This window comes from Robiginitalea sp. SC105, assembly GCF_014243345.1.
Taxonomy (GTDB): domain Bacteria; phylum Bacteroidota; class Bacteroidia; order Flavobacteriales; family Flavobacteriaceae; genus Robiginitalea.
The window spans coordinates 1,830,324-1,854,262 of the sequence record NZ_JACLZF010000001.1; the positions used below are offsets into that span (position 1 = coordinate 1,830,324).

A 23,939-nucleotide genomic window follows, 5' to 3' on the forward strand; every position below is an offset into this window, starting at 1 on the left:
CTTTTGATCTTTATATAAATAAACCGAAATTGCGGCATGCTCTCAAAATCATCCAAATACGCCATCAAGGCGGCCATCTATCTGGCACTGAATACAGATAAGGATAAAAAGGTCCTTGTCCGCGACATGCACCAGAAGGTGAATGTTTCCGAATCCTACCTGGCCAAGCTGCTGCAGGAACTCTCCCGTCATGGCATCATTTCATCTACCAAGGGCAGGGGAGGGGGCTTTTATACCACCGATTCCAACCGGCAACGGACGTTGATGGATATCGTTAAGGTCATCGACGGGCCGGATAATGTAAATGCCTGCGTGCTGGGCATCGCCCATTGCGACATGTCCAATCCCTGTGCGCTGCACCACCTGGTCGGGCCAGGGAAGTCGGCATTCAACAGCGTACTGGAAAACACCACCCTTCAAAAGCTCGCCGAAGACTACAGGGGCGAAGCGCCCTATTTTCCGCTCTGATAGCCCATTGCCGGTGAATCTGCTGGCTCGTCGTGAAATCCTCCCTATACGGTACATGTTTCGCGCAGATCCATCCCCGGAATTTTGTCCGGAATCCAACAAAAGTTTTATCTTTGCCCACCGGTTTCGGGATGTAGCGCAGTCCGGTAGCGTACTTCGTTCGGGACGAAGGGGTCGCAGGTTCAAATCCTGTCATCCCGACCAAGCAGAAAAGCGGTTTGCGAGAGCAAACCGTTTTTTATTTCGACCAGCGTCGAAAGGTTTCTTTCGTAAGCTGGGAGGAGTAAAAAACGAGTGGGCGTCATAACGCCCGCTTTTCTATTTGCAATGAGGGATAAAACGGATTGCGCCGACCAACGGGAGTCGAAATCCGAAGTCTCATCGTCCTTGAACGGCCAACACACCAGCAGGCTCCTCACTACAAAAGGTCCACCGGACCTTTTGCGTCCGTTCGGCCCTCTGTTTGCACCCAAGGATGCCCAGGATTGCGCCGAGCCCTGCGAGGCGAAATCCCAAACCCGCAGAAAACCCATTTTCACAAGCGGATCGAAAAATAAAAGGGGAAAAACCGGACAAGCACACAGAACCTGCACACCCATCCGGCCGATGATTCAATGAATAAACCCCTAGGCCATTTCAGCTTCTTCCTTGCGGTTTTTGTTTTTGGCCAGTTTCTCGATCAGGTCGGGTACCTTTTCAAAGGCTGCAGCCAGCCCGTGGGTCTTGCCGGCGGCGAGGAAGGAAATCTCCTCTCCCCGGGTGACCAGGAATCCCATGGGCTCGATGCCAACCCCGGCACCAGCGCCACCGCCCTGGCCTTTTCCCTTGTGGTTTTTGGCGTCAAAGCCTTCGCCTTCGCCGGCACCGGTACCAAAGCCCATGCCCACCTTGATGACGGGCACGCACTTGAAGGCACCCAGATCAAAGGGCTCCCCGATGATGGTTTCGGTTTTTGCCTCCGACTTGATGAAGTCGGTAATCTTACCCAGTAATTCTTCGAAATGCAGTTCCATGATGTATTATTTAATTGTTAATGAATGATTTAAGTAATCGGAGGGGCCTGTTTTCCAGGTGCACCACCAATTGGTTCCTTCCCTCGAAGTTGCAGTTGAAATTCCCCAGCCGGCCGTTGAGGAGTGCAAAAGCCGGATAGAGTTTGGCATTCAGCGGGAAATTTCCGGTATCCAGGTACAGGGTTAGTTCCCGTACCCGGAAGGTCCTCAGGATGCGGATGATTTTCCGAAACCCCGGCCGCTTCCGCGAAGATTTCCGTTTCTGCTTCTTTTTTTCAGTATCTGCCGGTTTGTGGGTGGGCCGTGCTTTTAGCGGGTAGAAGTAGAAATTCCGGAAGAAGGCCTGCAGGCGTATCCGCAGGATGTTTTCCGGGTCACCTTCCACACGTACCCGGACCAGTCCCCGCCACCGGGCCCAATATTCGTTCGTGCCGGTATTGAGGTATACTTCCAGGGGGAGCAACAACAGGCCGACCAACAGCAGCATCAGGAAAACCAGGATGGCGATCAGGTACATTTTTCCTTTTTCGGCAAAGGAACCCTGCAATTTGAATTTCGACAATGACCTGGGTCAGGAAGCCAGTTTTATACTTCGGGTGTACCAACAGGCAGATAGGGGCTGCCCGTCTCTGCACCCAACGGGAAATAAGGGGCAAAGTTGTGGATTCAGCAGATATTCGCGCCGGTTCTTTGCAGGAACTGCTTTATATTTGAAAATCATGGCAATCAGCTTTACCACCTTTGGGTTTACAGGCCGGATGCCCATAAAAAGAAAAATTCTGAACCAAATATGATTAAATCCCGATTTATTTTAATAGCCCTGGGGGCAATGATGCTGCAGGCTTGCGGCGGTGTCAAAGTACTGAGTTCCTGGAAGGCCGAACCGCCCACCCTGGCGAAATTCAAAGAAAAGGAAGTCCTGGTCATCGCCCGGACCGCGGACAATGCGGCCCGTACGGCCTTTGAGATTGAAATTGCAGAGGCCTTGAGCGCCAAAGGCATCAGTGCAACCGAAAGCTACAAAAAAGTGCCCCGGCTCAACCCCCAGCAGGAACCTTCGGAGGAACGCGCCCAGCGGGTCCTCTCGATGATCCGAAGCGAGGGGTTTGACGCGATTGTCCTCACCACGGTAAAGGACAAGCAGCAGACCGTACATACCTCCACCACCGGGGTATCGGTCAGGGCCTACGGGGGCTACTACCCGGGGTATTACGGCGGTTTCAACAGCTACTATATGTATCCGTATGCCTATGGCCCCTATTACGGCACGGCCGGGTATATCCCCATGGGGACCACCACGAGCAAGTCCACCACCTATGTCCTGGAGACGGTGGGGTACAACCTGGATGAAGAAGCGGAAAACCAACTCGTCTTTGTGGTGTCCACCGAGTTGTCGGACCCAAAGGATGCCTATAAAACCGCGGAGGAGTACGTGAAAAAGGTCACGGAAGCACTGGAAGACTGAAATCCAGTGAAATAATCCGTAAATTTAAAGGGGCGCCCGGTTTGGCGCCCCTTTAAATTGTGAAGCATGCAAAAGAGACAGAATACCGCGTTTACCCGGCGACAGTTTTTTAGATCCACGGCCCTGGCGGGGGGAGGCCTCGTGCTAGGGGTTAGCTGGATGGCTTCCTGCGGCAATCCCGGGGAAGTGGCCCCAGGGCCCGGGGAGGCGGACTGGGTGGAGCTCAATGGCTATATCAAAATTACCCCGGACGGCCGGATCACCATCATCTCCCCGAACCCCGAAGGGGGGCAGAACGTCAAGACTTCCATGCCGATGATCGTGGCGGAGGAACTCGATGCAGACTGGGCCAGTGTCACCGTGGAACAGGCACCCCTCAACACCGAATTGTATACCCGCCAGTTCATCGGCGGGAGCCAGGCACTGCGCCAGGGCTGGGAACCCCTCCGCAGGGCAGGGGCAGCGGTGCGCGCGATGCTTATCGAAGCTGCCGCTGCCGATTGGGGGGTACCCGCCGGGGAAATCCGCACCAGCGGCGGCCGGCTTTTGCACGAGGCCAGCGGGCGGGAAGCAGGTTACGGGGATTTTGCCACCGCGGCGGCTTCCCTGCCGGTTCCCGAAAGCGCCCTGTTAAAAGCCCCTACGGAATTCCGCCTGATCGGGACCTCCCGGAAAAATGTGGACGGCAGGGCGATTGTGACGGGAAAACCGCTCTTCGGGATCGATGTGGCCCGGGAGGGGATGCTGATCGCGATGGTGGTTCACCCCCCAGCTTTCGGGATGCAGCTGGATGCCGTCAATGAGGAATCCATTCGCGACATGCCTGGTATCCGGGGCGTCTTTCCGGTAAAGGTTTACCCGGACGACTATACCTGGCAATATTTTGACACCTGTTCCTTTAACGAGGTTGCCGCCATTGTTGGGGAAACCACCTGGGAGGTGATGCAGGCCCGGAATGCCCTGGAAGTCAATTGGTCGAAAGCCCCTGCAAAAAAGGTGGTCCGGGACCGTTTCGGGACGGAGCAGACCCTGGAGATGCCCGCAGGCCTGGAAAGCACCGGCCAGCAGGATGCGCAGATCGCGAACCTGCCGGGAAATGAAATCCGGGAACAGCGCCGGGACGGCGACCCCGAAGCGGCCTTCCGGGATGCGGCCCGGGTGATCAGCCGCGACTATACGGCCCCCTTCCTGGCACATAACTGCATGGAGCCGATGAACTTCTTTGCCCATGTGACCGAAAACAAAGCCGAACTGGCAGGCCCCCTGCAAAAGCCGGAATACACCGAGAAGACCGTTTCTGCACGCCTGGGCATCCCCCTTGAAAACATCGACATCCAGATAACCCGCCTTGGGGGCGGGTACGGCCGCCGTTCCTATGCCCACTGGCTGGTGGAAGCCGCCGTGATCTCGAAGGAGGTCGGGGCACCGGTCAAGCTGGTTTACACCCGGGAGGACGACATGACCTCCGGCATCTACCGCCCCAGGTACAAGGCGACCTACCGGGCCGCACTGGATGCCCGCAACCGGCTGACGGGTTTCCACGTAAATGCCGGGGGCATCCCCGAGAGCCCTCTGTATGCCAACAGGTTCCCGGCCGGCGCAGTGGCCAACTACCTGGCCGAGGATTGGGAAATCCCCTCGAACATCACCGTGGGCTCCTTCCGGGCCCCCCGGTCCAATTTCATGGCCCCCGCCGAACAGTCCTTCCTGGACGAGCTGGCCGAGGCGATGGGGAAGGACCCCATTGAACTGCGCCTGGAACTCCTGGAGCAGGCGCAGGCAAACCCTGCGGGGCAAGACAACGATTACGACCCTGCCCGGTACGCAGGCGTGCTGGAACTCGTTCGGGATAAATCCGGCTGGGGGCAGGAGGAACCGGGGATTTACCGGGGCGTGTCTGCCTATTTCTGCCACAACACCTACGTGGCCCAGGTCCTGGACCTGAAAATGGTGGATGGGCGGCCAAATGTGGAGCGGGTTTATTGCGCGGTAGACTGCGGCATCGTGGTCAACCCGGATGCGGCCCGGAACCTCGTGGAAGGCGGGGTAGTGGACGCCATCGGCAATGCGTTCTACGGGGAGCTGACCCTTGCCGACGGAAAACCGGAACAGGCCAACTTTGACGCGTACCGGATGATCCGGATGGCGGAGGCCCCGAAGGAGATCCACGTCCATTTCGTACAGAACGGCATCGACCCGACCGGGCTGGGGGAACCTTCCTTCCCCCCGACGTTTGCCGCCCTGGCCAATGCGCTCTACCGCGCTACCGGCAGGCGGTTTTACAGCCAGCCCTTTATGAAGTCCCTGTCGCTGAAAGCCTAGGCTGCCTGCATCTGCAGGCCACAACCGGCAACTTATGAGAAGGGCTGGCACCTGGTAAAAAGGACTGGCAGCGAGAACTAAATTATTGTATATTTAAAAGAATTTCAGATACCATGGCAACATACAACCTCAACATCAACGGCAAATCCATGGAAGTGGATGCCGATCCGTCAACGCCCCTGCTTTGGGTCCTCCGCGACCACCTTAACCTGGTCGGCACCAAATACGGCTGCGGGATCGCACAGTGCGGCGCCTGCACCATCCATTTGGGGAATACCGCGACGCGCTCCTGCATGCTCCCGGTATCCTCGGTGGGCAACCAGGAAATCACCACAATTGAAGGGCTTTCCGAAAACGGCGACCACCCGGTACAGCAAGCCTGGCTGGAAGTGGACGTGCCCCAGTGCGGGTACTGCCAGGCCGGTCAGATCATGTCGGCGGCCGCCCTGCTGAAGAGCAACCCGAACCCGACAGATGCAGACATCGAAGGTGCCATGAACGGCAACATCTGCCGATGCGGCACCTATGTGCGGATCAAAAAGGCCATCAAGCTGGCCGCATCCAGTTCCTCCGAGGCATAGGCCCGGAAAATCCATCTTCCCAACGAATCAAAAAAGACACACAATGACGCATATACAAACCAAGATCGGACGCCGAGCCTTTATCCGGAATACCAGTATGGCCGGGGGCGGACTGGTGCTGGGCTTCAGCTGGCTCAATTCCTGCAAACCCAAGGAGGCAGCCGAAATGGCCGTGCTGGAAATGCCGGAGGAATGGTTCGAGATGAATGCCTTCCTCAAAATCGGGGATAACGGGGTAGTGACCATCATGTCGCCCAACCCGGAAATCGGCCAGAACGTAAAAACCTCCATGCCCATGATCGTTGCGGAAGAGCTCGATGTGGACTGGGACAACGTCATTGTGGAACAGGCGGCCCTGAATACGGAAAACTTCACCTGGCAGGTTGCCGGGGGAAGCCGCTCCATCGCCAACGGCTGGCCCGCACTGCGGATGGCCGGCGCAACGGCAAGGCACATGCTCCGGGAGGCAGCTGCCCAGGCCTGGCAGGTGCCCGCTGCAGAAATCACCACTTCTGACGGGGTACTCCACCACGAGGCCAGCGGCAAATCTGCCGGTTACGGGGAAATGGCTGCAGCGGCCGCTCTGCTGGAGGTACCGGAGGAAGTCACCCTCAAGGAGCCCTCCGAATTCAAGATTGTCGGGACTGCCCGCAAGAATGTGGACGGCCGGAAAATAGTCACCGGGAAACCCCTCTATGGCCTGGACGTACAGCGGGAAGGCATGCTGATTGCGTCCCCCGTCCACCCGCCGGCATTCGGTATGAAATTAAAGTCATTTGACGCCGAGGGCGTGAAGTCCATGCCCGGGATCCGGGATGTATTCTCCATAAAACTTTACGATGACGATTACAGCCGGGGCGCCTTTGACCATACGGCCTTCAATGAGCTGGTCATCGTCCTTGGGGAAACCACCTGGCAGGTCTTTCAGGCCAAAAAAGCCCTGAACGTTGAATGGGAAGCCACACCCGACCAGGCGTTCCCCATGACCTTCTTCGGCAACGACATTGTGGTGAACCACCCGGCGGGGGCCGAAAATTCGGCGGACCACCGCATGCAGATGGAAGAGCTCAATGCCCGCACGGGCCGGGTTGTCCGCAAGGACGGGGACCCGGAGGCCGCCTTCCGCAACGCCGCCAAGGTGGTTGAAAGCACCTACAGCTGTCCGTTCCTGGCGCATAACACCATGGAACCGATGAACTTCTTTGCCCATGTCACTGAAGACCGGGCGGAACTCCTGGGCCCCACCCAGACCCCGGAATGGATGGAGCCGGCGGTTGCAGCGCGCCTGGGGATGCCATTGGAAAAAATCGATATCATGATGACCCGGATGGGCGGTGGTTTTGGCCGGCGGCTCTACGGCCATTTCCTGGTGGAGGCCGCGGCCATTTCCCAGCGGGTGAAGGCACCCGTCAAACTGGTATACACCCGGGAAGACGATATGTCCCAGGGTACCTACCGCCCTGCCTATATGGCCACTTACCGGGCGGCCCTGGATGCAGACGGCAACATGACCGCCTTCCACGTAAGAGCCGGCGGGGTGCCCGAGAGCCCGCTATTTGCCAACCGGTTCCCGGCGGGAGCGCTGGAGAACTACCTGGCAGAGGACTGGACGCTTGAATCGAACATCACGACCGGCGCCTTCCGCGCGCCCCGGTCGAACTTTATCGCCGGTGCCGAACAGGCCTTCCTGGACGAGGTGGCCGAAGCGGCCGGGAAAGACCCGATCGAATTCCGCCTGGAATTGCTCAAACGGGCCCAGGAGAACCCGGTGGGGGAAAACAACGACTACGAAGCCGACCGGTATGCGGGCGTGCTGGAACTGGTGCGGGAAAAATCAGGTTGGGGTCAGGATGCCGGCGGCAAGAGCCGGGGTGTCTCGGCCTATTTCTGCCATGACAGCTACGTGGCCCAGGTACTGGATGTGGTAATGGAAGGCGGAAAACCAGTGGTTGACCGGGTGTGCACGGCCATCGACTGCGGGATCGTCATCAACACGGATGCCGCCACCAACCTGGCCGAAGGCGGGGCAGTGGACGGGATCGGCCACGCCATGTACAGTGCGCTGACCTTCAGGGACGGGGCACCGGAACAAACCAATTTTGACCGTTACCGGCTGATCCGCCACAGCGAGGCGCCGAAAAACATCGATGTGCATTTTGTGAAGAACGAAATAGACCCGACAGGGCTGGGGGAACCCCCTTTCCCGCCGGTTATGGGGGCGCTGGCCAATGCCATGTACAAGGCAACGGGCCGCAGGTATTACAACCAGCCTTTTATTACGGACAAGCCGCCGCTTGTGGGTTAACATACCAGGCTCAGCCGCCTTTTTTCACGAATACCATACAGTGCTGCCAGGGCAGGTTGCCGAAGTTGCGCCGCAGTTCAAAACCGGCTGCTTCCATCTCTTTTACAGCCTGGGCCTCCGACATTTTATGCAGTTCCTTGATAGGGACCTCCGGGTCCTCTTTCCGGTACTCGATGAGGTAGACGGCCCCCCCGGGTTTCAGGGATTCCCGGATGGACGCGAGCATTTCCACCGGAAAGGCGAATTCGTGGTAGACGTCCACCATCAGGACCTTATCCACGGTATTTTTAGGTAGGTTGGTGCTTTTTTCGCCCCCCTGGACCAGCTTGATATTCTTCAGGTCCAGTTCCCTGTTCTTCTTCCGGATGGCAGCGAGCATTTCCTCCTGAATGTCGACGGCATAGATATGGCCCGGCTCCGCCATGGGCGCCATTTTGAAAACGTGGTAGCCGGATCCCGCCCCGATATCGGCCACGATGTCCCCGGGTTGTATATCCATATTGCGTAAAAGCTTCGCGGTTTGCTCCTCGGCCTCCCGCTCGGGGCGCTCCAGCCAACGCATCCCCTGAAAGCCCATCACATGGGCGATTTCACGTCCCATATACCATTTACCCGTACCAAAAACGCTGCCGTTCTTATAGGTGTACGGTTCTTCCTGCTTCGTTCCAGGCCCTGCGCCCCCGCGTGTTTCCGGAGGTGTTTGGGCCTTCTCCTGTCCCCGGCAGGAACCCAGGGGTAAAAGGATCAGGAAGGCAAAAAGCGGGTAGCACAAATGTTTCATGGCAACTGTTTTTGCCTTAAAGATACAGTGATTGGCAAAATGGACGGATTATGGTTATTTTCGGATTCCTTTATATCGAGGCTCCTCCATGCAAATCGAAAGCCACCTCCCCGAACCTGCGCTCCGGCATCTCTTAAAAGAGTACTATTATTTCTCCAGCGGGGAGCAGGCCACTTCCCGGTTTGTCCCGGTCATCGACGATTGCTGTTATGACTTCATCTTTTTCAGGGAACGGGAAAGCACGCTTGTCTGGGGCGGGAAGCCATCGCGGATACCGGTACCCTACAAGGTATTTACGATCCACCAGCTCCGCCCCCCCTATCAAATCCGCTTCGGGGACTCCCTGACATTTTTTACCGTAAAAGCACAGCCCTGGGCAAATGCCCATTTTTTCGGGCGCCTGGGCAAGCCAGGTGTTGCCGATTTGTTGCCCGTATATCCCCGGCTGGAGGGGCTTTATGCCTCATTGATGGAGGCGCCTTCCCCGGAAGTTTGTTTTGGTTTGGCCGATAATTTTTTCAGGGATACTGCCGATGCATTGTCCCCCGGGGCCCAAATGGCCCGGCAGCTGTGCCAGGCCATCGCGGAATCGGAAGGGCGGATAACCGTAAAAGAACTCAGCGAGTCCTTTGAGCGGTCCCGGCAGTACCTCGGAAAGGTATTCAGGCAGGAAGTGCTGTATTCGCTCAAGTACTTTATCCTTACCGTCCGCATGATGGGGCTGGTGAAGTTCCGCATCAAAAACCCGGAGGTTTCCATGACGGAACTCTGTTACCGGTTCGGGTATTTTGACCAGCCGCACTTCAACCGGGACTTCAAGCGCATTTGCGGGGTCACACCTACCCGGTTTTTCGGCAATCTGCCCGAATTCCTCCTGCGGCACTGAGGGTTTCCATTTTTACAATGTTCTTTGCGAGGATCTCCGTTGCTTTGCCATAAACTATCTGGAGATGATACGGAATACCCTTATTGCCCTTTTAACACTCGCAAGCGGCCTGTCCTGCCCGGTACAATCGCAGGCAGGCGGCCTGGGACAATCCCAAGCAGGTGGCAAGGGAAGCGTTTTGGTGGCGACCGACCCCCGGGCGGTCCTGGCAGACAACTACCTGGAAAAGCTGACGGCCCTGCATCAGTTCAATGGGGTCGTCCTGCTGCGGGCCGAAGGAGAGCTCTTGCTTCGGAAAGCCTATAACATGCCTTCAAAGGGACTTGCCCACCTGGCAGTAACCCCGGAGAGTCGCTTCGACCTGCGATCCGTGGCCAAGCTCTTTGCAAAGGCCGCTGTTCTGCAACTGGAGGCAGGGGGGCAACTCAAACGGTCAGATACAATCGGGAGCCACCTGCCGGGTTTCCCGAATGGGGGTGAAATCACCATCCGGCACCTGATGGACCACAGTTCCGGGCTCCCGAGGGAATTCAACGATTCATTGACAAACCTCCTGGATAAGACCCCTCGGGAACTGGTGGCCCTCGCAGCCCTGGAACCGCTGGAATTCAAACCGGGAACCCGGGAGCAATACTCCAACGTCGGGTATCAGCTGTTGTACCGCATCATCGGGAAATACTCCGGGGATGAAACCTTTTCGGCCTATCTGCAGGAACACTTCTTTAGTCCGCTGGGCATGGAAGCCTCCGGGAGCAATTTCGGGCCGGATACCACCTATTTGAGCAACTATGCCTACGGACACTACGAGGACCGGGATGGCTCGCTCCGGTGCGAAGACCGTTTTCCTCCCGATGATTTGCAACAGGGAAACCTGCATGCCACGGTCGATGACCTGGATCGCTTCCTCTCATGGCTCGCCCCCGGAAAACACGCTGGCCTGGCCGCTGAAAACCGGATTTCCCATGCCGGGGGCACCCGGGGCAAGCGGGCCTATGTGGAGAGAAGTTTTGAGCCGGATTATCAGTTGGTTTTCCTGGCCAATTACGATGGGATCCCATTTGAACAGTTGGTAACTGACCTGCGGTTGATCCTGGCCGGGGGGGAGTTACCCCTGCCCGAACGGGTTGAGCGAAAAGCAGTGGCAGTGGCCCCGGAAATCCTGAGCCGGTACGAGGGCACCTATGATTTCGTGGAAGCAGGCCACCTGATCCTGGACCTGAAACTGGAGCAGGACAGCCTGCGCGTCTATCAGAAAGGACAATACAACGGGGTCTTGTACCCGGAAAGCGAACGTGTGTTTTTCGGGGATCCAAACTCTGCGGAGTCCCTGGAATTCGTGCCGGATCCCGATGGCCGCTATTTCATCCTGATGGATTTCCAGGGCGTGCGCTGGAAAGGGATACGAATCTCCGGTGGGGCAGAAACCGAATAAGACCGATTGGAAGGTCCTTGGCATAAATTTTGTAAATTATAGTGTAGGTAACCTACCCTATATGTATTCCAATTCGCTATTTTTTTTACGAAGCAGCCTGGGGATATGCCCAGTCCTGGATTGTTGGCAAACCGTCCGTCTGACGCTCCTGCTGATCCTTGCGATCGGTATTCTTGGTTGCAACGGGCAGCAAAAACGCAATTCCCTTGCTGAGCGCAGGGTAGGAGGGCCCTGTGAAGGGTGCGAAGCATTGCTTGAATTCGGGGATCGAACGCTCCACTCAACGGATACGCTGCCGGGATTTAAAGCCAATACACCCAAAATCAAGCTTACCGGGACCGTGTTCGAATCAGATGGCAAAACGCCGGCAGAAAACATCATTTTATATTTCTATCACACGAACCGGGAAGGCATCTACGAGAAACGGGGGGATGAAACCGGCTGGGGCCGAACCCATGGTTACATCCGGGGATGGTTGCGGACAGGCCCTGATGGGTCTTATACCCTGTATACTTTCCGGCCGGGCGCCTATCCCAGCCGACGGGAGCCGGAACATATCCACCTCACCGTAAAGGAACAGGGAACGATCCCCTACTACCTGGAATCCTACCATTTTGAAGACGACCCGTTGCTAACCCCGGCGGTCCGTGACAACATGAGAAATAGGGGCGGGTCGGGGATTGTTCTTCCTCAATCGGAGAACGGTATCCTGACGGTCCACAGGGACCTGATCCTTGGAATGAATATTCCGGATTACAATTAACCGGTCAATGTCGACCGAGCTGGCTGGGCGCCCGCCGTCAATCCAGGTTGCCCGGACCCTGCGGGCCGCCTGTACGCCGCGTATTCATTTCTTTTCCTTGTCCGCTACGATGAATTCTATGGCATTTCCCTCCGTTTCGGCAAACCGAAAGACGATGCAATCGTTCTCCGCTTCGTTGTACCAGGGCTGCTTTTTGCTGAAGAGGCTGGAATGGGTAAATTCATACCCCATTTTGATCAATTCCTTATGGGCTTCCAAAATGGGCATCCCGTTGAGTTTGTCCAGGTCGCCCGACGCTTGGTTCTGGCCTGTTGCTGAAGCCATAACCAGAAGCGCAATTGTAAGGGTCAGACTTTAATTGGATTTTTTCAAGGGGTAAATGTTCGTTTTTAACCAATAGAATGGATATGGTCCGTTGGATTGCTTGATAGTATCCAACAAAAAGAAAATTATTAAAGGCCTTTAAAGGCCTTTAAAGGCCGTTTGGCTCCATTTACAGGGGCTTAAATAAGCAGCAGCATCGCAATAAATACGATGCTGCTGAAAAATAGTGGTTTTCAGGTTTTTATACCCCCGCCTTCAGGATTTGTTGCCATTTGGCCAGTTCATCCCACTCATCCAGTTCGGCTAATTTTGCCTGGGCCGGCCAGGTCAGGGTCATGCCGCGGTGTGCGGCAAAACGGTTTCCACCATCGTGAATGATCTTTTCGAGCGTAGCCACGGTGGTGTTAGATAACTGATTGTAATTTTTAATCCCCTTCTGGTTGAGGAGTTCCTCGATTTTGGGGCCGATACCTTCGATTTTGGTGAGATCCTGCTTCCCGCCCGGACCTGCCGGAGCTCCTCCGAGAAGTTGTTTCAGCAGCCAGCCCAAAAGGAAGCCCAGGATAAAGGCTCCGAGCAACCATAGGAGCCAGGGCCAAAAAACGTCCGACCCGTCGCATGCAATTGTATTTATCTGTAATAGTTTCATAATTGAGGTATTTTATAGTGTTGTGATTGGTTATTCGATAATATGTACTTCCACACGGCGGTTCATCCTTTTGTTTTCCTCCGTATCGTTGGGCCTCATGGGCATGGATTCCCCTTTTGACTGAATGTCTATCTTGTCAGCACTCACCCCAAGGCTTATCAGGTGATTTTTGTATTCCTCTGCCCGCTTCATTGCGAGGTTTATGTTGTATTCATTCGTGCCATCACTGTCGGTATGCCCCGTGATCATGATCCGGTCTCCTGAGGACTTGAGAAAGCCCGACAGTTCGTCAAAATAAGCCAGGATCCTTGGATTGGTGATTTCCTCGTCCGAGTCGTATTTGTAGAAAACCACGGTTTTGTCCAGGCGCTCGATGACATCTTCATTGTTGATTACCCATTTGTATTTCAGCTCGTGAAGCATATTCATTTTTGTCCCTTCGCAATCTGTCGAAGGGTGAGCTGCCGTATGGATTTGTGCTGCAGGCATTTCCGTAAACAATGCTTTCACTTTTTCTGCCCGGGCAATCCCTGCCTCTTCGCTTTCTCCTTCGAAATAGGGACCTGAAAGCAACAGGTTTTTCTCATCCGTACGCGCTGAAATAATCTCCGCTTTTTTATCCGGCCATAATTCGTTGGTTACGACTGCGCCGGTTTCGCAATCAAAGACCAAAGGTCCGTATTGAACCACTTCCGGTTCTTCGGGGCAGCAAACCACCGTATCTCGATACCACCCCCATGCCAGCCAAAGCAGCAATAGGAAGAGCAGCAGAATAATTATTGACAATACTTTTTTCATATCTCGGGTTTTGTGGTTGGTTTTTAATGGTTTATGATATTCGTTAATATAGTCTAGTATAAAATAACCCAGGGATCCCTGATTTTTCCCTTAAATGTAACCGGAGGCCTGTTTCATTTTTTGCTTGTTGGGTCTGCGCACCATTTCTCCTAAGATAAATTATTATTGGGAAATAGGCTTCATCGGAAATTCAGGCGTCCTCGCAGACCTGCCGCTGGCAGCCCAGGCCCTCGATGGTCAGCTCCACCACATCGCCGGCTTTCAGGTACACCGGGGGCTTCATGCCCAGGCCCACCCCCGGTGGCGTCCCCGTCGAAATCAGGTCACCCGCCTCCAGCGTCATGAACTGGGACAGGTAATACACCAGGTAGTGGCAGTTGAATACCATGGTTGCCGTATTCCCCTGCTGCCGGGATATGCCGTTTACCTCCAGGGCCATTTTCAGTCGATGTACATCGGGGATTTCGTCCGGCGTAGCCACCCAGGGCCCCAGGGGGTTGAAGGTGTCGCATGACTTCCCCTTGGTCCATTGCCCACCCCGTTCAATCTGGAATTCCCGCTCCGATACGTCATGGGAGATGCAATACCCGGCGATATGGTCGGCCGCCTCCGCTTCCGACCCCAGGTAGCGCGCATCCCTGCCGATGATAATGCCCAGCTCAACCTCCCAGTCGGTTTTTTTGCTCCCCCGAGGGATCAGCAGTGCATCGTAGGGGCCGACCACCGTATTGGCCCCTTTCTGGAATACAATGGGTTCCTTCGGGAGTTCCATCCCGCTTTCGGCCGCATGGTCCGAGTAGTTCAGCCCGATGCAGATCACCTTTCCCGGACGGGCCACCGGGGCAGCCCAGCGGGATGCTTCCGGGACTTCGGGCAGGCCGGAATCCCCGCCGAGCAGCTCGGCCAGGCGGGCCAGGCCCCCGGAGTTGAAGAAGGGGCGGTCCCATTCCGGAAAATGCGCGGACAGGTCCCACCGTTTTCCATCCCTGTAGATGCCCGGCTTTTCGGCCCCGGGCGGGCCAAATCGAATGAGTTTCATGAGGCGTCGGTTTTTGGTGCATAGGCAAAGCGGTCGGTTTCCCGCCCGCGGAACCCGCAGTTGCGGAAGACGAACAGGGACCCGGCCAGGGGCTGGTTGGCCAGCGCTTCGGAATCCAGCCCTTTCCGGGCCGAGGTCACATACAGGTCGCCCAGGCCGGGCCCGCCGAAGGTGCAACTGGTGATGTGGGCAGCAGGCAGGCTGAGCCCCAGCAGCTTTTTACCGGAGTCCGGGTCCCAACGGGCTACCTGCGAGCCGCCCCAGTGGGCGATCCAGAGCTTGTCTTCCGAGTCGATGGTCATGCCGTCGGGGAACCCTTCGGATTCCGGGATGCCAAAGGCGATCCGTCGGTTGGACAGGGTTCCGTCTTCCCGGTTGAAATCAAAGGCCTGCACGGCCCGGGTGGGCGTATCGATGTAATAGAGGGTGGTCCCGTCACCGTCCCAGGCCAGGCCATTGGAGATGGTAACCCCCGGCACCCGCACCGATGCGGTTAAATCCTTACCTACACAGTACAGGTTCCCGATGGGCTGGTTTTCGGAAAGGGGCATGGTCCCCGCCCAGAACCGGCCCGCAGGGTCGCACTTTCCATCGTTGAACCGGAGTTCGGGGCCCCTGCCTTCCAATTGGAGTACCGGCTGCTGTTTCCCAGTGGAACGCTCAATGAACGCCATACGCGTGTCCAGGGCAGCCAGGAGTTGCCCGCTTTCACAAAGGGCAATGGCACCGAGCAGGGAACCGGTCTCCAGGCTCTGGTGTTCACCCGATTCGGGATGGTACTGGTGGAGCTGCCCCTTCAGGATATCCACCCACAGCAGGCACTGGGCACGGGAATCCCAAACGGGGCCCTCCCCGAGTTCGCAGTGGTGGGCAAGGGGGACTTCAAAAGCAACAGGGGGTATCGATGGCATCTGCGTCAGGTATTTAAGGTTCTAAAGCCCCCGTCTATCGGGTAATCGCAACCTGTTATGAAGGAGGCCTCGTCCGAACACAGGTACAGTGCCAGGGCGGCTATTTCCCCCGGCTTTGCCATCCGGCCTACAGGCTGGGTTTTTGAGAGCTTCTCAAACATTTCGGATTCCCTGCCGGGATAATGCTGTTTCAGGTACCCGTCCACAAAGGGCGTGTGCACCCGGGCAGGGGAAATGGAGTTGCACCGGATGCCGTAATCGAGGTAATCCTTTGCCACGGATAGGGTCATGGTCAGGATCGCCCCCTTGGTGGTGCTGTAGGCAAAGCGCTCCCGGAGGCCTACCGTGCCTGCAATGGACGCCATGTTCAGGACCACCCCGCCCCGTTCCTTCATCAGCGGCAACACGGCGTGCAGGACGTTGTACACCCCTTTGATATTTACATTGAGCAGGCGGTCCATATCCGCCTCGCTGGTGGTTTCCACCGTCCCGATATGGGACACGGCCGCGTTGTTTACCAGGATGTCCGGGGTTTCCCCATCCCGAACCAGGCTTTCGACCACCCGGCGGACTGAGGACGCATCTGCCTGGTCACACAAATGGAAAGCGGCAATTCCCCCGGAATTACGGATGCTTTGCACCCTGGCCTCCCCGGCTTCCGCATCCGTATCCAGGATGCATACGCGTGCGCCCCGGGCCGCGAACATTTCGGAGATGGCAGCCCCGATCCCTTTGGCTCCCCCGGTCACCAGGGCGAATTTCCCCTCGAGGCGGAACAGGTCATTCGTTTTCATAGGGGGATGGGCTTACGGCGGTCCAGCCGCCATCTACTATGAGGGTTTGCCCGGTAATGTGGCGGGCATCGTCCGATACCAGGAAAAGGGCCGTCCGGGCAATGTCGGTTGTTTCGGCAGGCCTGCCCATCGGGGTGAGGCGGGACCAGAGGGCATCGTAATTGGGGTCTTCCAGGGTGCGTTCCGTTTTGGTGGCCCCGGGGGCAATGGCATTGACCCGGATCCCGAGATCCGAGACCTCCAGCACCAGGTTCCGCGCCAGCAATTCGATGGCGGCTTTGGTCATTCCGTAGGCCCCCAGGTTTTTGTGGGCCTGGTGGCCGGTTACCGAGGACATGAACAGCAGGGCACCCCCATCGCCCTGTGCCTTCATCTGACGGGCGGCCGCCTGCGCGAGGAAAAAGGTGCCGGCCAGGTTGACTTCCATCACCCGTTCGAAATCGGCCCTGGAATAATCGAGGAAGCCCCCGAAGAGCGTGATCCCTGCATTGGCGATGGCGATGTCCAGGCGCCCCCCCTGGGAGGTGGCTGCGGCCACCATCGCTCCGATCACCCCCGGGTCGCTGGCATCCCCGGGAACCGGTATACAGGCTGGCCCGAGTCCGGAGGCGGCTTCCTCTGCCAGACCGGCATCGGCATCGTTGAGGACCACCCGGGCACCCTCGCCCAGGAGTTCCCGGCAGATTTCCAGGCCGATGCCTTTTCCCGCGCCCGTAACGATGGCCGTTTTGTCACTGAATCTCATGAATTATTGGTTAAGGGGTTTGCCCTTCCTGCCAAGATATGAAAATTCGTGGGGTTCCCCGGCGGGTCCATGGAATTCCAACAGGGGACGTTTACCATCCCAAATTGGGACAGGCTGTTTTCCCGGTAATGGGGTTGATGTCCCGCCGGTATGGCGGAAAAATGAGTGGGTGCCCTTCAGGAGCGGGTAGCGGGAAACCCTTTCCGGTGCGCCTCCCGAAATGCGCTCGGGTTGCTCCCGGTAATCCGGTTGAAGACCCGGTTGAAGTAGGAGAGGCTCTGGAACCCCGAAGCAAAGCAGGCATCGCTGACGGAGCTGCCGGCCAGCAGTTCCCGCTTGGCCTGGCTCACCCGGTAGCGGTTGAGGAATTCCGTAAAGGTATAGCTCGTCATTTTTTTGAAATATCGGCAAAAGGCTTCCCGGCTCAGGCTGCAGGTATCGGAGATCGCCTCCAGGGAAATCGGGTCCTGGTAATTGGCATCGATGTACGCGAAGATTTTCCGGATCCGCTCCTGGTCTGATGTGCTGGCGGGGTTTTGGTAGGGTTTCTCGTGCAGTAATTCCGTTTCGCCCGATTCCGCCAGCGCCTGCAACAGGGCTACCAGGCGGAAATACTGTTCATAGGGGGTCAGGCCTTCCAGTTCAAACAGGGATGCCCCCACCTGTCGCTTCAACGCCCCCCGGAAGGCCACACCCTGGCTGGAAAGCCTGAATAACCGGTTGATCCGGTCCAGTTCCGGGGTCCCCAGAAAGTGGGATTCCACCCATTCCTTTTTCAGGTGAAGCACCACCTTCCGGTATTCGGTGGTCACCCCATAGTCAAAATTCAGATGGGGGATGTTGGACCCGATCAGTACCAGGTCGCTCTCGTTGTACCGGGAGAAATGTTCCCCCACGTGGCGGTTCCCCCAGGCATTTTCGATATAGACCAGCTCGTATTCCGGGTGGAAATGCCAGAAAAACAGGTCGCTCAACCTGGGGTTGAACATCAGGGAGAAGGAACGGGCCGCCGAACTCGTAATGGTTTCCAGCCGGATCTGCATCTGCTTGGGTTTAAAGTATACCCTGTTCAGGGTGTTGCCTCTTTAAGCTGTTATCAGTTTCAGGTCTTAACAGTTTTGGGTGCGCTAGTAAAACTACCTGAAAAATCAATTTAGTACAACTATTGATCAAAGGCCTTCATCCTTATCAACGTCCCAAATCGCAAATTTGTATAATTAATCGTTGAAACAAGGTGTAAAATGCGAGATGGTTCGCATTGGATCACACAAAAATGATTCCGTACAGGCTTTTGCCTGTTAATATTATTCAACCTGAGCGGTTTCTACGGACGGAGAACCGCAGGAAAAACCTTAAATTAGATGAAGATGGACCCAAACACCCAAACCGTGATTCCAGACAACCAGCACAAAGACATCCCGGGCAACCCTTCCACCGCAAAAACCAGCCGTGTAAGGTTGCGCGAACACGCCACGGCCGATTCGCTCCGCGTACTTACGCCAAAGGACTGGTCCTTTTGGAGAGAGAACGGCTATATCGTCGTAAAGGGGGCCGTTCCCAGGGAGCAGGCCCGGCAAACAGCAGACTTCCTGTGGGAATTCGACGAGAAGGACCCCAATGACCCCGGCACCTGGTATGCGCCCCCACGGGCGGCCATCCAGATGAAGGAACTCACCGGCACCGGGATGGTGGAGGTCTACAACCACCAGCAGCTTTGGAACAACCGCCAGAACCAACGGGTGTACGATGCCTTTGTGGATATCTGGGGCACCGAAAAACTCTGGGTGACCATTGACCGGGCCAACCTGAATTTCCCGATCCGGCCCGGGCATGAATACAAGGGTTTTATCCACTGGGATTACGACCCGGAGACCAAACCGCAGCAGGTACAGGGCGTACTGGCACTAGCCGACCAAACAGACCCGGAAATGGGGGGATTCCAGTGTATCCCCTGGCTGTTCCGGAATTACGATACCTGGAAACAGTCCCAGCCCGCGGACCGCGACCACTTCAAGCCGGATATCACCGGCCTGGAAGACAAAATCGTCAAGGTACCCCTTGAAGCCGGGGACCTGCTCATATTCAACAGCTCCCAACCCCATGGCATCCGGCCCAACCACTCGGGCGACAAAGTTCGTATCGCCCAGTATATCTCGATGATGCCGGCCGAAGAATCCAACGCGGACCTTCGGCAATGGCGGATCCGTTCCTGGAAGGACCGGATTGCGCCCGAAGGCTATGCGTTTCCCGGGGATCCCAGGAACTGGGAGCAAACCCGGTATGACCGGGCCAAATTGTCCCCCCTTGGCGAGAAGCTGCTCGGGTTGAAGGACTGGTAAAATGCAGAAAAGCCTGCATTTTATAAGCCTGGGGCTCCCGTTGAGGGAGCCCTTTTTTGTCTGCCGGAGGTCCTGGATTACCGGGGGATTTTCCGCAATCCGGAATTGCCGGCTATTTTGTATCTTCTAACATGAAATAAATCCAATTAATCCCGGCTCGGGAGGTCACTGCTCCCGCCGGTTAAACCCAACCCAATATGAAGACAAACAGAAGAAATTTTATCCATACCATGGGGGCGGGAGCCGCCGGGATCGGCCTGGCCTCCGGTATTTCCCTCGGGGCCTCCAAACCCGGCCCGGGAGCCGCCTCCCCCCACGATGCTGAAGACCAGGTATTGTTCATCGGGGACGACACGGCCATAGCCGATACGGTTTACGGCAAAGTGCAGGGGTTTATCCTCCGGGACATCTTCCAGTTCCGGGGAATCCCGTATGGGGCTGATACCAGCGGCAAGAACCGCTTCATGCCCCCGCAGAAACCGGAACCCTGGTCCGATGTACGGCCTGCGGTCTGGTGGGGCAATTCGGCCCCCCAGGACATGGAAAACCGCTATGGCAACCCCTGGTATTCCTTTGCAGACCATTGGAATTACGACGATGTCAGTGAGGACTGCCTGCGGTTGAACGTCTGGACGCCGGCTATCGCAGACGGGGGGAAACGCCCGGTTATGGTTTGGTACCACGGAGGCGGATACCGCAACGGTAACGCCATTGAGCAGGATGGCTACATGGGGGAGAACCTAAGCCGCAAGGGGGACGTCGTATTCGTTTCCATCAACCACCGTCTGGGCCCGATCGGCTTTTCCGACCTTTCCGGGGTCGGGGGCGACGCGTTCAAGGATTCCGGGAATGTCGGGGCCCTGGATATGGTGGCTGCCCTGGAGTGGGTAAAACAGAATATCGCCAACTTTGGCGGGGACCCCGGGAATGTCACAATCATGGGCCAGTCCGGGGGCGGCTCCAAGGTATGTACGCTGGCTGCCATGCCGGCAGCCCGGGGGCTTGTCCACAAGGTGGTCCCGCTAAGCGGGTCGTCCACCTCGGCCCTGGACCAGGAGTACAGCAGGAAGCTGGGCGCCTATATCCTGAAGGAGGCCGGGTTGCAGCCTTCGGAAATCGGGAAGCTGCAGGAAATGCCCTGGAAGGACTACCTCGAGCTCGCGGGCCGCGCCCAGGACGCTATGGAAAAGGAAAATCCTGAGGGCGGCGGCTTCCGCGGTGGTTTCCGGCCGGTGGCGGACGGGGTGAATATCCCCAAAGGGACTTTTTATTCGGAAGCCGGCGGGGTATCGTCCGATGTGCCCATGCTCATCTGCAGTACCTTCCACGAGTGGGGAATGTCCCGCACCAACCCGGAGCTGGAACAGATCGATGAGGCAGGCGCCAAGAAAATGATGTCCGACCGGACGGGATTCCGGGGCGGGCTGGGTGACAAGGCCCCGGAGGTGTACGACGCCTATGCCAGGGTCTTCCCCGCGGCCAAACCCATTGAGATCATGTGCCTGGTTGCCAGCAACCGGAAAAGCGTGGTGGAGACGGCCAACGCCAAGTCAGGGCAACCGGCGCCGGTCTATGTGGCCTGGTTCGGCTGGGAACCGCCCCTGTTCAACAACCGCATGCGGGCCTTCCATTGCCTGGATATCTGCTTCTGGTTCAACAATACAGACCTGATGCTTACCCATACGGGGGGCGGCAGCCGGCCCAGGGCGCTCTCGGAGAAGATGTCCGGGGCCCTGCTGAATTTTATGCGCACCGGCAACCCCAATGGCGGGGGCCTGCCCGAGTGGGCGGCCTACTCACCCGAGAAAGGGGAGACGATGATCCTGGACGACCAGTGTGAACTTCGGAACGACCCGGACCGGGAGGCTCGGGAGGCTTTGCCCTCCTAGGCCTTGCGGACTTGTCGGTTGTTTACCCGGGTTATATCAGTATTCCCCCCGGTGCTTGAAGTCGCCCCAGCGCGGTCGGTCGGTGCTCTTTAGCGGGATCTGCATCCCGCCGGTGGTCTCCAGCCAGGTATAGAGGGAATCGAGCATCTGCTTGATGACGTCCTGCTTTTCAGGGGCCCCGATGAGGTTGTACATCTCGTGGGGGTCGTTCTCCAGGTCGTAGAGTTCATTGCGGTCCCAGATACCGTGGTAGCGGATGTACTTGTATTTGTCGGTCCGCATCCCGAAAACCGTCGGGGTCATCGGGAAGTCGTTTTCCCAGTAGTATTCGTAAAAGATATGCGCGCGGCTGCCCCCGGGTTCCGCCCCGGTCAGGATGGGCACAAAGGAGACGCCCGGCATCTCAGCGGGCTGGGCGACCCCGGCTTCGGCCAGGATGGTGGGCGCCACATCGATGTTCTGCACCATGGCTGTGGGGGTCCTGCCCCCTTCAAAAAGTTCCGGGCACCGCACCAGCAGCGGGACCTTTACGGATTCCTCGTAGAAATGCCGCTTGTCGATCAGGCCGTGCTCCCCCCAGCTGAAGCCGTTGTCGCCCATGTAAATGATCAGGGTTTCCTTGTCCAGCCCCTCTTTTTCGAGGTACTCCAGGACGGCGCCCACGCTGTCGTCCACGCCCAGCAGCGTCTCGCAATATGCCTGTACGAGTTCCTGCATGTCCGTATTGCTGTGGTACATATAGTCCACCCCGTGCCAGCTGACCCGCTGTTTGGCGACCCATTCCGGCCATTTCAGGTCGCGCCAGGCCCCGGTTTTGGTCTGGTCGTAGGTGGGCGGCAGGTCTATTTTCATCCCCGCGTACCGCCCTTTGTGGCGTCTGGCCGGCTGGAATTCCGCATGAACGGCTTTGTGGGACAGGTACATGAAAAAGGGCTTGTCCCTGTCCCGCCTGTCCAGCCAGTCCACGGCGTGTTCCGTGAGCAGGTCCGTGATGTACGTGGAATCTTTGTATTCGATCCGCTCCCCGTTGATGTTCAGCGTGGGGTTATAGTAGACGCCCTGCCCGAAGAAACTCTCCCAGTGATCAAAGCCGGGACGGGGCTCATCCGTATGGCTGCCCATGTGCCACTTGCCCAGGAAGGCCGTTTGGTATCCCGCTTCCTGCAGGTATTGCGGGAAATACGTGAGGTTCCCGGGGTTGGGTGCCTGGTTGTCGACAATGGTATGGGTATGGGAGTAGAGGCCCGTCAGGATGGAAGCCCGGCTGGGGGAGCAAAGGGAGGTAGTCACGAAGGTGTTTGGCAGGTAGGCCCCTTCGGCGGCCAGGCGGTCCATATTCGGGGTTTCCAGCCAGGGGACTTTTCCGGTGAAACCCATATAGTCAAATCGGTGGTCGTCGGTCAGGATAAAGATGACGTTGCGCTGTTTTTTCTGGGGCTCCCCCGGTCCCGGGCCGCCGGCCCGCAGGCCAGTGGTCAGGACGATGAGGAGGAGGGCCCACAGCCGGAGCGATAATTTTGATTGCATCGATTGATTGGTTAGTGTGATTTGCATGGATTGCCTGTTTTGCCTGATTGGGATGGGATTGTCCTGTTAAAAATAAGGATTTGTGTGTAACTTGGGACAAATGCCTTCCGGGCACCCATACCTTATTCCTGGTTTGGCGCACATTCCGCGGACCCATGCCCCCGGAATACCGCGCTAAACCTGCAACGCAACGAAGAACGATTATGTGCACAGTCAGTTATGTACCCCTTACCTCCGGCTATATCCTCACCACCAACCGGGACGAAGACCCGAAAAGGGAAACCCTCCTGCCCCGGGCCCGTACCCTGAAAAACGGGGTACAGATCATGGGGCCTGTCGACGGTCGGGAAGGGGGGACCTGGATCGCCGCGGATACAACGGGCCGGACGGCCTGTATCATGAACGGGGCCCTTGAGAATCACAGGCGGAACCCGCCCTACCGGATGAGCCGGGGGCAGGTGGTCCTCCAGGCCTTTGAAGCTCCCGATTTTGACCAGTACCTGCGGGATGCCGACCCGGAAGGCCTGGAGCCTTTTACGCTTTTACTCATCGAACCCGGCAGGCTCCAACGCTGGGTATGGGACGGCAGGCATTCCCATCAATTCGAGCCCGACCCCCGGTCCGAACGCCTGTGGTCCTCGGCCACCCTCTACACCCGGGAACAACACGCCCACAAAGAAGCTTATTTCAGGGAGGCACTGGAAGCCCAGGGCATCAGCCGGGAAGCCCTGTTGAAGATCCACGGGTGGGAGGGGGCTACCCCGTTTGTCCTGGACCGTCCCGAGGTGCGGACCGTCAGCATCACCCAGATGCTCCTCGAAGGGGAGCGGATGGACCTGACCTATTACCAGCTGGATACGGCCGAAACAGCCCGTATTACCATGCCCGTTTCCATCGGTTAAGGAGGG

Annotated in this window: 23 protein-coding genes and 1 tRNA gene; 12 read left to right on the plus strand and 12 right to left on the minus strand. The window is 57.2% G+C overall.

Features of this window, described 5'->3' with window-relative positions:
- Positions 1–36: 36 nt before the first annotated feature.
- Both H7F20_RS08115 and H7F20_RS08120 read left to right on the plus strand, forming a co-directional pair.
- Positions 37–468: an Rrf2 family transcriptional regulator gene (locus H7F20_RS08115; protein ID WP_185785593.1), complete on the plus strand. Its 432-nt coding sequence runs from the start codon at positions 37–39 to the stop codon at positions 466–468.
- Between the two features lie 127 nt (positions 469–595).
- Positions 596–672: transfer RNA gene (locus tag H7F20_RS08120), tRNA-Pro, on the plus strand.
- A 422-nt stretch (positions 673–1,094) separates the two neighbouring features.
- Here the strand turns inward: H7F20_RS08120 and H7F20_RS08125 are convergent.
- On the minus strand, positions 1,095–1,481 hold the full coding sequence (locus H7F20_RS08125; RefSeq protein WP_185785594.1) for a GerW family sporulation protein: 387 nt from the start codon (positions 1,479–1,481) through the stop codon (positions 1,095–1,097).
- Positions 1,482–1,491: 10 nt separating this feature from the next.
- The gene (locus H7F20_RS08130) at positions 1,492–2,043 is read right to left on the minus strand and encodes a hypothetical protein (protein WP_185785595.1); all 552 of its coding nucleotides are present in this window, start codon (positions 2,041–2,043) and stop codon (positions 1,492–1,494) included.
- A gap of 228 nt (positions 2,044–2,271) precedes the next feature.
- On the opposite strand from H7F20_RS08130, the gene H7F20_RS08135 reads away from it, so the two are divergent.
- The 4 genes from H7F20_RS08135 to H7F20_RS08150 all read left to right on the plus strand — a co-directional run bounded on the left by H7F20_RS08135 (position 2,272) and on the right by H7F20_RS08150 (position 8,154).
- A complete protein-coding gene (locus H7F20_RS08135) occupies positions 2,272–2,946 on the plus strand; it encodes a hypothetical protein (RefSeq protein WP_185785596.1) in 675 nt (224 codons plus the stop codon).
- 66 nt (positions 2,947–3,012) lie between these two features.
- Entirely contained in the window at positions 3,013–5,268 is a 2,256-nt protein-coding gene (locus H7F20_RS08140) for a xanthine dehydrogenase family protein molybdopterin-binding subunit (protein ID WP_185785597.1), read from the plus strand.
- Between the two features lie 113 nt (positions 5,269–5,381).
- Positions 5,382–5,849, plus strand: coding sequence for a (2Fe-2S)-binding protein (locus tag H7F20_RS08145; protein WP_185785598.1), 468 nt, complete (start codon positions 5,382–5,384; stop codon positions 5,847–5,849).
- A 43-nt stretch (positions 5,850–5,892) separates the two neighbouring features.
- A complete protein-coding gene (locus H7F20_RS08150) occupies positions 5,893–8,154 on the plus strand; it encodes a molybdopterin cofactor-binding domain-containing protein (protein WP_185785599.1) in 2,262 nt (753 codons plus the stop codon).
- A 10-nt stretch (positions 8,155–8,164) separates the two neighbouring features.
- Here the strand turns inward: H7F20_RS08150 and H7F20_RS08155 are convergent, their stop codons facing one another.
- A complete protein-coding gene (locus tag H7F20_RS08155) occupies positions 8,165–8,935 on the minus strand; it encodes a class I SAM-dependent methyltransferase (protein ID WP_185785600.1) in 771 nt (256 codons plus the stop codon).
- 88 nt (positions 8,936–9,023) lie between these two features.
- Between H7F20_RS08155 and H7F20_RS08160 the strand changes: the two genes are divergently transcribed.
- The 3 genes from H7F20_RS08160 to H7F20_RS08170 all read left to right on the plus strand — a co-directional run bounded on the left by H7F20_RS08160 (position 9,024) and on the right by H7F20_RS08170 (position 12,016).
- Positions 9,024–9,821 carry an AraC family transcriptional regulator gene (locus H7F20_RS08160; protein WP_185785601.1) on the plus strand — a complete coding sequence of 266 codons (798 nt, stop codon included), beginning with the start codon at positions 9,024–9,026 and terminating at the stop codon, positions 9,819–9,821.
- A 64-nt stretch (positions 9,822–9,885) separates the two neighbouring features.
- Positions 9,886–11,253, plus strand: coding sequence for a serine hydrolase (locus tag H7F20_RS08165; RefSeq protein WP_185785602.1), 1,368 nt, complete (start codon positions 9,886–9,888; stop codon positions 11,251–11,253).
- 61 nt (positions 11,254–11,314) lie between these two features.
- Entirely contained in the window at positions 11,315–12,016 is a 702-nt protein-coding gene (locus H7F20_RS08170; protein ID WP_185785603.1) for an intradiol ring-cleavage dioxygenase, read from the plus strand.
- Positions 12,017–12,100: 84 nt separating this feature from the next.
- Here H7F20_RS08170 and H7F20_RS08175 read toward each other — a convergent pair whose 3' ends face one another.
- From H7F20_RS08175 to H7F20_RS08210, 8 genes are all read right to left on the minus strand, one after another.
- Positions 12,101–12,340, minus strand: a complete 240-nt coding sequence (locus H7F20_RS08175) for a hypothetical protein (protein WP_185785604.1) — start codon at positions 12,338–12,340, stop codon at positions 12,101–12,103.
- Between the two features lie 241 nt (positions 12,341–12,581).
- Positions 12,582–12,989 (minus strand): hypothetical protein, encoded by a 408-nt coding sequence (locus tag H7F20_RS08180; protein ID WP_185785605.1) that lies wholly within the window; start codon positions 12,987–12,989, stop codon positions 12,582–12,584.
- Between the two features lie 30 nt (positions 12,990–13,019).
- On the minus strand, positions 13,020–13,787 hold the full coding sequence (locus H7F20_RS08185) for an OmpA family protein (RefSeq protein ID WP_185785606.1): 768 nt from the start codon (positions 13,785–13,787) through the stop codon (positions 13,020–13,022).
- A 190-nt stretch (positions 13,788–13,977) separates the two neighbouring features.
- On the minus strand, positions 13,978–14,826 hold the full coding sequence (locus H7F20_RS08190; RefSeq protein ID WP_185785607.1) for a fumarylacetoacetate hydrolase family protein: 849 nt from the start codon (positions 14,824–14,826) through the stop codon (positions 13,978–13,980).
- Positions 14,823–15,737, minus strand: a complete 915-nt coding sequence (locus H7F20_RS08195; RefSeq protein ID WP_185785608.1) for an SMP-30/gluconolactonase/LRE family protein — start codon at positions 15,735–15,737, stop codon at positions 14,823–14,825. The genes H7F20_RS08190 and H7F20_RS08195 overlap by 4 nt, the downstream gene beginning before the upstream one ends.
- 5 nt (positions 15,738–15,742) lie before the next feature.
- The gene (locus H7F20_RS08200) at positions 15,743–16,531 is read right to left on the minus strand and encodes an SDR family NAD(P)-dependent oxidoreductase (RefSeq protein WP_221898706.1); all 789 of its coding nucleotides are present in this window, start codon (positions 16,529–16,531) and stop codon (positions 15,743–15,745) included.
- Positions 16,518–17,276: an SDR family NAD(P)-dependent oxidoreductase gene (locus tag H7F20_RS08205; protein ID WP_185785609.1), complete on the minus strand. Its 759-nt coding sequence runs from the start codon at positions 17,274–17,276 to the stop codon at positions 16,518–16,520. The genes H7F20_RS08200 and H7F20_RS08205 overlap by 14 nt, the downstream gene beginning before the upstream one ends.
- A 176-nt stretch (positions 17,277–17,452) precedes the next feature.
- Positions 17,453–18,319, minus strand: a complete 867-nt coding sequence (locus H7F20_RS08210; RefSeq protein WP_185785610.1) for an AraC family transcriptional regulator — start codon at positions 18,317–18,319, stop codon at positions 17,453–17,455.
- 324 nt (positions 18,320–18,643) lie between these two features.
- Here H7F20_RS08210 and H7F20_RS08215 point away from each other — a divergent pair, with 324 nt between their 5' ends.
- Both H7F20_RS08215 and H7F20_RS08220 read left to right on the plus strand, forming a co-directional pair.
- Positions 18,644–19,615 carry a phytanoyl-CoA dioxygenase family protein gene (locus tag H7F20_RS08215; protein ID WP_185785865.1) on the plus strand — a complete coding sequence of 324 codons (972 nt, stop codon included), beginning with the start codon at positions 18,644–18,646 and terminating at the stop codon, positions 19,613–19,615.
- Between the two features lie 230 nt (positions 19,616–19,845).
- Positions 19,846–21,504 carry a carboxylesterase family protein gene (locus H7F20_RS08220; protein WP_221898754.1) on the plus strand — a complete coding sequence of 553 codons (1,659 nt, stop codon included), beginning with the start codon at positions 19,846–19,848 and terminating at the stop codon, positions 21,502–21,504.
- A 36-nt stretch (positions 21,505–21,540) separates the two neighbouring features.
- Here the strand turns inward: H7F20_RS08220 and H7F20_RS08225 are convergent, their stop codons facing one another.
- Positions 21,541–23,031, minus strand: coding sequence for a sulfatase (locus tag H7F20_RS08225; RefSeq protein WP_255444015.1), 1,491 nt, complete (start codon positions 23,029–23,031; stop codon positions 21,541–21,543).
- Positions 23,032–23,234: 203 nt separating this feature from the next.
- Here H7F20_RS08225 and H7F20_RS08230 point away from each other — a divergent pair, with 203 nt between their 5' ends.
- Positions 23,235–23,933 (plus strand): NRDE family protein, encoded by a 699-nt coding sequence (locus tag H7F20_RS08230; RefSeq protein ID WP_185785612.1) that lies wholly within the window; start codon positions 23,235–23,237, stop codon positions 23,931–23,933.
- Positions 23,934–23,939: the final 6 nt, after the last annotated feature.